This window comes from Ignavibacteria bacterium (assembly GCA_016873845.1).
GTDB lineage: Bacteria > Bacteroidota > Ignavibacteria > Ch128b > Ch128b > JAHJVF01.
Genome location: VGVX01000094.1, coordinates 1 through 8109, shown reverse-complemented (window position 1 = coordinate 8109; position 8109 = coordinate 1). Strand labels below are relative to the sequence as shown.

General features: G+C 38.2%; 4 protein-coding genes. All 4 read left to right on the top strand.

All coding sequences use genetic code 11. The annotated features are described in order from the left end of the window. The first annotated feature begins 377 nt into the window (after positions 1-377). The 4 genes from FJ213_12240 (at position 378) to FJ213_12225 (ending at position 7849) form a co-directional block, all read left to right on the top strand. A complete protein-coding gene (locus tag FJ213_12240) occupies positions 378-1262 on the top strand; it encodes a hypothetical protein (GenBank protein ID MBM4176922.1) in 885 nt (294 codons plus the stop codon). Between the two features lie 145 nt (positions 1263-1407). Continuing rightward, positions 1408-2604 (top strand): ornithine--oxo-acid transaminase, encoded by a 1197-nt coding sequence (rocD, locus tag FJ213_12235; protein ID MBM4176921.1) that lies wholly within the window; start codon positions 1408-1410, stop codon positions 2602-2604. A gap of 1051 nt (positions 2605-3655) precedes the next feature. Then, the gene (locus tag FJ213_12230) at positions 3656-7444 is read left to right on the top strand and encodes a T9SS type A sorting domain-containing protein (protein MBM4176920.1); all 3789 of its coding nucleotides are present in this window, start codon (positions 3656-3658) and stop codon (positions 7442-7444) included. Positions 7445-7576: 132 nt separating this feature from the next. Next, entirely contained in the window at positions 7577-7849 is a 273-nt protein-coding gene (locus FJ213_12225) for a hypothetical protein (GenBank protein ID MBM4176919.1), read from the top strand. The last annotated feature ends 260 nt before the right edge of the window (positions 7850-8109 follow it).

Below are 8109 nucleotides of genomic sequence, written 5' to 3'. Positions count from 1 at the left end.
TTTTTTTATTTCTTATTCCCTTCAGCTTTAATCTCAGACTCAGCCTCAACCCAACAACTGAGTTTCATTTTTAATGGATTTCAATTATATTGCACCCGCTTTTTTGAATATAACTTAGAGAGGATAAGATGGCAAAAGCGACTTCTTTTGCAGAAAAAGCTGCAAAATCGCAAAGAAAAAAAGAAGAATTGATCAGTGTTAAAGTAGTCGAAACTGTTTTTGATCAATCAAAAAAATCATACAAGTTCAATTACAAGTTCTTAAAGGTCAAAGACCTGAGCGAACTTGCAAAAGTATGATTATCTGCCAAGACTCGATGTCTTGATTATTTATTAGATTAAAGGAGTTATAGACTCCTTTTTTTATTTATAACAGCAATGCACCAAGAAACTTTAATCGAAACAATACAGCACTCATTTTTCGATACACTGCCGATGATCCCGGTGCTTTTCATTCTTTACTTTCTTCTTGAATATCTTTGGCACGAACGTGGGATTGATCTCGTTTCATTTACAAAGATTTCAGGAAAATTCGGTCCTCTTGCCGGCACTTTGCTCGGAATTCTGCCTCAATGCGGAATGTCAGTTTTCGTAACATCCCTCTATCTTTCGAAAAGAGTTACTCTGGGGACGCTTGTTGCAACGTATATCGCAACTTCAGATGAAGCTATTCCTGTTCTGATCGCTCACGGTGAAAAGTGGGAGTATCTTCTTTATATAATAGGGATAAAATTCTTAGTGGGATTAATTGCTGGGTATGTGATTGATTCGATCGCCCCAAACAAATTTTATGAAGGTAAGCAAACCATTAAAGTCTCCACAAAAGTCGTTGAAATTAAAACCGAGCTCGAAAAAACTAAGTACGCTGAAATTATCAAGCATAGTCTGCAGCGAACACTGAGAATTTATGCTTGGGTGATTTCGATAACACTTGCAATTGGATTGCTTCTTTTTTACTTAAGATCAGAAAATCTAATACAAGGACTGAATTTGAACCAATGCACGCAAGTTCTAATCGTTGGAATACTTGGCTTAGTTCCGAATTGCGGAATGTCGGTTGCGATCGTTGAAGGATTCCTTCATGCCGGAGTTTCATTTGGTGCAACAATCGCCGGACTAAGTTCAGGCTCGGGATATGGTCCAATCGTATTATTCAAAGATGGTGAAGCCAAGTATGGCGCTCAAGCAATATTGATATGCTTATTTATCTCAATTTTAGTCGGGATTCTTTTCACATTTCTTTCCCCATTTATTCACATCTGACAGACCGCATTATTTTAAAATCTTTAGCATATTAACATATGGGCTGTTCAAATAATTTTAATTTTTGACAATTGAATTTTTAATTATTCATCCCTTCCCCTTGAGTGAAAACATTTCCTATATTTGTAATAAAAACAGGGAAAAAATGCAGACGAAAGATTATATCTCGATAGAAGAACAATATGGGGCTCATAATTATCACCCGCTTGATGTTGTAATTAATAAAGCCGAAGGAGTTTGGGTCTACGATGTAGATGGAAAGAAATATTTAGATTTCCTTGCCTCATACTCCGCAGTCAATCAAGGGCATTGTCACCCCAGGATAATCAATGTTCTTAAGTCGCAGGCAGAAAGAGTAACATTGACTTCGCGTGCATTTCGAAATGTTCAGCTTCCATTATTATGTAAGGAATTATGCGAACTTACAGGATTTGAAATGATGCTTCCGATGAATTCAGGCGCTGAAGCCGTTGAGACTGCAATCAAAGCTGCTCGTAAATGGGGATATAAAATCAAGAAAATAGAAAACGACAAAGCAGAGATCATTGCCTGCTCAAATAACTTCCATGGAAGAACGACCACAATCGTGAGCTTTTCTACCGAACATCAGTACAGAGATGGATATGGACCATTCACGCCAGGCTTTGTAATTATTCCCTACAACGATATTGATGCGCTTGAGAAAGCGATCACACCGAACACTGCTGCGTTCATCGTTGAGCCGATTCAAGGTGAAGCTGGAATTTTAATTCCTTCAGAAGGATATCTAAAAAAAGCTTATGAAATTTGCAAAAAGAATAATGTGTTGTTCATTGCAGATGAAATTCAATCAGGCCTTGGACGCTCAGGAAAACTTTTTGCCTATGAGTACGATGGAATAAAACCTGACGCTGTAATTATAGGTAAAGCATTATCCGGGGGAGCGTATCCAGTTTCTGCAGTTCTGGCTTCAAAAGATGTGCTTGGGATTTTCAATCCGGGTGATCACGGAAGTACTTTCGGAGGGAATCCGCTCGGCTGTGCGATTGCAAGAGAATCGATAAAAGTATTAGTAGAAGAAAATCTCCCTCAGAGATCTTTTGAGCTTGGTAATTATTTTCTTGAAAAGCTGAATAAGATCCAAAGCGCACACATAAAGGAAATTCGGGGTAAAGGTTTGTTTATCGGGATTGAATTGAAAACAGAAGCCGGCGGTGCAAGAAGATTCTGTGAAGCATTGAAAGAATTAGGACTTCTTTGCAAAGAAACTCACGAGAATGTAATTCGGTTGGCTCCTCCTCTGGTAATTAAAAAAGAAGAAATCGATTGGGCGGTCGAGAGAATTGAAGAAGTATTGAAGTAATTTTGTCGCCACCGACCTTCGGTGGCGATGCAACTCCTGTCACCGAGTGGTCGGTGACAGCAAGTGACATCTTTTTTGCTCAAAAGTTTTTTTTCCGTGAAAATCCTGCCTAATCCGTGTCCGTTAGCTAACGGATCTGTGTTCTATTTTCTAAAAATATTTATAAAGATGTTATCTTTTAGCTATGAGATAGAGTTTCTGGAAAGATGACATCTTTAGGAGGTTTCATTTTTTTTCAAATTTTTTCCCCCAACTTTTTCTCCAAACGACTCTAATGGTGAGATATAGTAATTGCGGGAAGGGAGTAGTTACTTAGTAGTATAAATCATAAGTAAGTATACTCGCATTTTAATTGTGTTTTACACTATTATTTTGCGTTGTATAAAATTATTAACTAATCCGCCAAAAGCGGAATTAAACAGAGGGGGAATATGAAGAGACTTGGAACATCTTTTCTATTGTTTTCTATCTTTTTGATACTGATACTTTTAGCTCAGCAGCTTGTGGCAATGTATCCACCCTTGTGAGTTTTAAATGAAAAGTATTAAAAAAGTAACTATTCAATTTTCAGTAAATAAAATAGGGAGAAATAATGAACAGAAATACCGCACCTAAAACAAAAAACAACACTATAGGAGACTATTTTCTATTTTTTGTTTTAATTCTTGTATCGATCCTTTTTTTCGCTTCTTCAAAAATTTGGAGCTGAGGGTATTGACTTTGAGAAAAAAAATCACCAAAATCAATGCAACTACTCTAAATTATAGTTCTTATGGCGAAGTGATCGTAAATCAATTAAACAAAGTTCAATTAATTAAGTGAACCGACAATGAAAAAAAATTTGAAAGTATTTTATTCCGGAGGGAGAATGGAGTTAAATAAATTTCCATTTTTCATTGGGTTCAAACTATACGTAACAACAACAAAATGGGGGAAATAAATGAGAATTAAAATCTTTATAACTTTAAAGGAGTGTTACTAGTATGAATTATTTAACACTCATTCTTCAATTGCAAATAACTAATTTATTAATAATTAAACAGGGGGAAATATGAAAAGAATAACTATTTCTTTCATCCTTTTTACCTTCTTTGTCCTCCTTATCATTGGAGCACAAGGACTTTTTGCACAAGTACCTTTTGATGGGCAAAGTGGAGTTTCATTAACTACCACTTATACTGTCCCTGCTGGACTAGATCCAGCCCCATTAGTAGATGTTACATCCTATGATATGTATTTGTTAAACCAAGCACGTGATGCAATAATCGGAGGCCCTGTTACTTTTGTGTATTCTAATGGGGGTCCGAATGTATTGCCTCTTGTTGGAGGATTAGCAAATAATACGACCTACAGCTGGGGTGTTTGGACATTAGGGGCGAATCCTTTGGTGCCACCTTTGAATCCGCCACTTTATGGCTATTTTGATTTCACAACTGTAATAGCATCTCCAATATTGACGGCACCTTCAGGTGGTGCTACCGGCGTATCGATTCTTCCAACTGTTACGTGGACTTTTTCTGGAGGGACAACCGGTGTAACATTCCAAATTGAATTAAGTGCTGATGGTGGAACCAATTGGAGCAATGTTATAGATGGTCTCGGCGGAGCTACTACAAGTTATACATTTATCAGCAGTTTAAATTATAATACTGCTTATGTCGTTAGAGTTCATGCGAAAAAAACTGGTGAAGCTAATAAAACTTCTTCCGAAAATAGTTTCACCACAATCCTTGGTCCACCAACTACGACAGCCGCATCGGGAACCAATTTAACCAGTTTTACAGCGAATTGGACAGCCCATGCAAATGGTGGTGCAACTGGTTATAAGTTGGATGTGTCAGCAGTAAGTAATTTTGCTTCGTATGTTGCAGGATATGTAGACCTTGATGTTGGGAACGTTCTATTAAAAGCCGTTACCGGACTAAATGGGAACACGACCTATTATTATCGAGTGAGAGCATACGATGCATCGTATACAAGTTCTAACTCAAATACTACATCAGTTACCACAACAAATACAGGTCCGTCCCTTACAGCCCCGATTAATGGAATAACAGGCGCATCTGTTTTACCAACAATGACTTGGGGAGCTGTTACAGGTGCGGTCTCATATAAATTATATGTTGATGATGCAAGTGATTTCTTAACTCCATTGTATGCTGTAGATCAAGGAACAAACTTGACAAGAACTTTCACAGCATTGATTCCTAACTTTCCGTTGGCAAATGGGACGATGTATTACTGGAAAGTGGCTGCGATCGATAACAACAATAATGAATATGCATCAAGCACATATCATTTTACAATTGCACCGGCATTTACGGTCAGCCAGCATACACCGACAACAGGACAAGCAATTCAGTCAACAACAGTTGATCTTGGTTGGTCTACTGGTCATTCTGCTAATGGACTAACTTTTGTAATTCAATATATGTATGCATCAGCTGCACCAACAGTTGAATCGGATTGGAGTGGTGCAACTTCAACAATCGTAACAGGTAATTCCAACAGTTCATTTACCAAACAGCTTACCGGATTGACACTTGGTAAAACGTATTACTGGAGAGTTCTTATTAGAAGAACATCAAATAGTGAATATGTACATTATCCATCACCGACTACATACAACTATTTTTATACAGAAGGTGGATTGACTGTAACAGTAACCCCGAACTGGCCAACTGGAGGAGTTACCGTGTACACGACTTCACCAAGGTTAGATTGGATACTATCAGGTTATTACTCAGGATTAACTTATGAAATAGATTATGGTCCTGGGGGGGTAGATGGGACAGCTGATGTAACAGGCATTACTGATCTATATTATACATTATCAGGTTTAATACCCGATACAACTTATTACTGGAAAGTAAGAGCTATCTATTCTGGAAACCCAACAGCTTGGAGTGCCGCAGCAACTTTCGTAACATTTGGAAGTGGTGCATTAGAAGTACCAACATGTAATTATCCAAGAGATGGAGAAACTATATATTCGAATACTCCACGTTTGGATTGGGTACTTACAACAAATGGTGATGGATTGACTTATCAGATTTGCTATGTGCTTTCTGCAGCAGATCCCGGAGTTGATGGAAATGGAAGATTGGTGGGTGCGACAAATTATCCGGCTGCCGTAGGTAGTTTTTCAAGTAATAAATACTTAACCTCACCGACGCTTACACCCGGTTCGACGTATTGGTGGCAGGTTAGGTCATATTCTGCAGCGAGAGCAGCACTGGGATTGGCACCATATTCAGCCTGGTCAGCAAGAACATATTTCGTTAATAATGGTCCTGGAACACTGGTAGTTCCAACGCCAAACTATCCAATAGATGGAGTGACAGTGTATTCAACTTCACCAACACTTTATTGGTATTTAAGTCCATACTCCACTGGACTTACTTATGAAATTGATTTTGGTACTTCAGTTGATGGAACACCAGAGTATACAAATATCACAAGTATGAATTATCAGGTAACCGGATTAACTCCAGGCACAACATATCTGTGGAGAGTGAGATCTAAAAATTCATTGGGAAGTACTTCAGCATGGTCTTCAACAGTTTCATTTGTTGTTACAGGTGGAACAACACAAAGTTACGCAGTTGCAAGTTGGCCTACCGGAGGTGCAACTCAATATACAAATACTCCTTACGTTTCCTGGTACTTACAAGGTTCTTCACTTGGTATAACAGGTTATAATGTTAAATACAAAAAAACATCTGCACCTGGAAGTTGGCTTACATATTCACCTGCTTCAAATAATGCTGATGGAGGTCAATTCCTTGGATTGAGCACTTCAACATTCAGTCAACAATTGGGTACGGATTTTGCAAATGGTTTAACGTATGGAGCTACATATTATTGGGCAGTATATCCAAACGGTACAACGACGTTAAATCCGAATGGAATAGGTTGGTTTGTGGTAGTAGGAGGACCTGGTACAACGACGATAGTAAACTCAAATCCATCGAATGGATCGGTGACAAACAACACGACAGTATACTTCAGTTGGTATGTAAATGGTTCATCTCTTGGGATAGTAGATTATGAGTTAGTTTACAGTTATTCTGACGTATTTGACCCGTTGGCAACCTATACAGTATCAAATATAACATCCCAAACAAAGACCATAACCGGATTAACTAACGGTACAACCTGGTTCTGGAAAGTAAGAGGAAGATATGCTGATAACTCATACACGGCATATTCAGATGTATTTGATTTCACAATTCAAGAGGGTTCATCCATTATTGTTCAGCCGTGGATTGGCGGTCCTCATAATGTTGCTATCAGTACTACTTCACCAACATTCTCCTGGAGATTACCAGTACCTCCAGCCTCTGGTTTGAAGTATGAGCTTGAGTATGGAGAGAATCCGAACTTCATTCATGCAGCTAAGGTAGAAAATATCTCGAACCAGTATGCTAATGTTGCCGGACTCAACGCAAATACCAAGTATTACTGGAGAGTAAGATCAAAAGCATTAGATGGAACATATTCTTATTACTCAACAGTCGGCAAGTTTGATGTCAGCATGCCAACCGGCGTAGACGAACCGAAGAACGTTCCGGATGAATTTGCATTAAGACAGAACTATCCAAATCCGTTCAATCCATCGACAAAGATTTCGTTTGATCTGCCGGAAGCAGCAAGAGTAACGATCAAAGTGTATAACACCATTGGTCAGCTTGTTGCAACACTTGCATCAAATGAATTCTTGAATGCTGGAAGCTATGAACGCACATTCGATGCCTCAGGTTTACCGAGCGGTATATACATTTACCAATTGAACTCTGACAAGTTCAATTCTTATAAGAAAATGTTGATGGTCAAATAATGAAGTTATTTAACCAGAAATCCCGCATTTGCGGGAGTATCAATGAAATAAGCAATTAGCTGTTTCTTACATTAAGCGTCCGTCAGGGATTGACGGGCGCTTAGTTTTTTAATTGATATTTTGAAAAATTAAATGATGAAATCATTTAACTCGAAATCTCGCTTCGGCGGGACTGAGGATTTAATTGAATTGAAAAGTTTGGTTGCAGTTTTATTATCTGTTTTATTGTTCGCATTTATCAGCGGATCATTTGGATCAAGTACCAACCCGAACTGCATTCAATCTGAATCCAAAGTAATTAAAGAACTTGGTAAATGTTCAAACCACAAGTTCGGTTCCGGGATTTATCATGAAGAGTTTCGTTCTGAGTTTGTTTTCTCAGTCAGAAAAATAATGAAAGTTTGAATTTAAGAATGGAATTGAAGCAAATAAAAAATAAACTATTAAGGGGGAGTAAAAAATGGTAAGACCAAATGGCACATCAGCCAGGCCAAAATCGAATACAGCAGGAGATGTATTTCTCTTCTTTGTTCTTTTGGCTGTGACTGTATTGTTTTTCGCATCATCACAGCTTTTTGTGTGAAGCGAGAATAGTGTGAAGGAAGAAAATTATTAAGTATAATGTTTCTGGTAAGCCACCGAATGGTCGGTGGCTGCCAATCAAT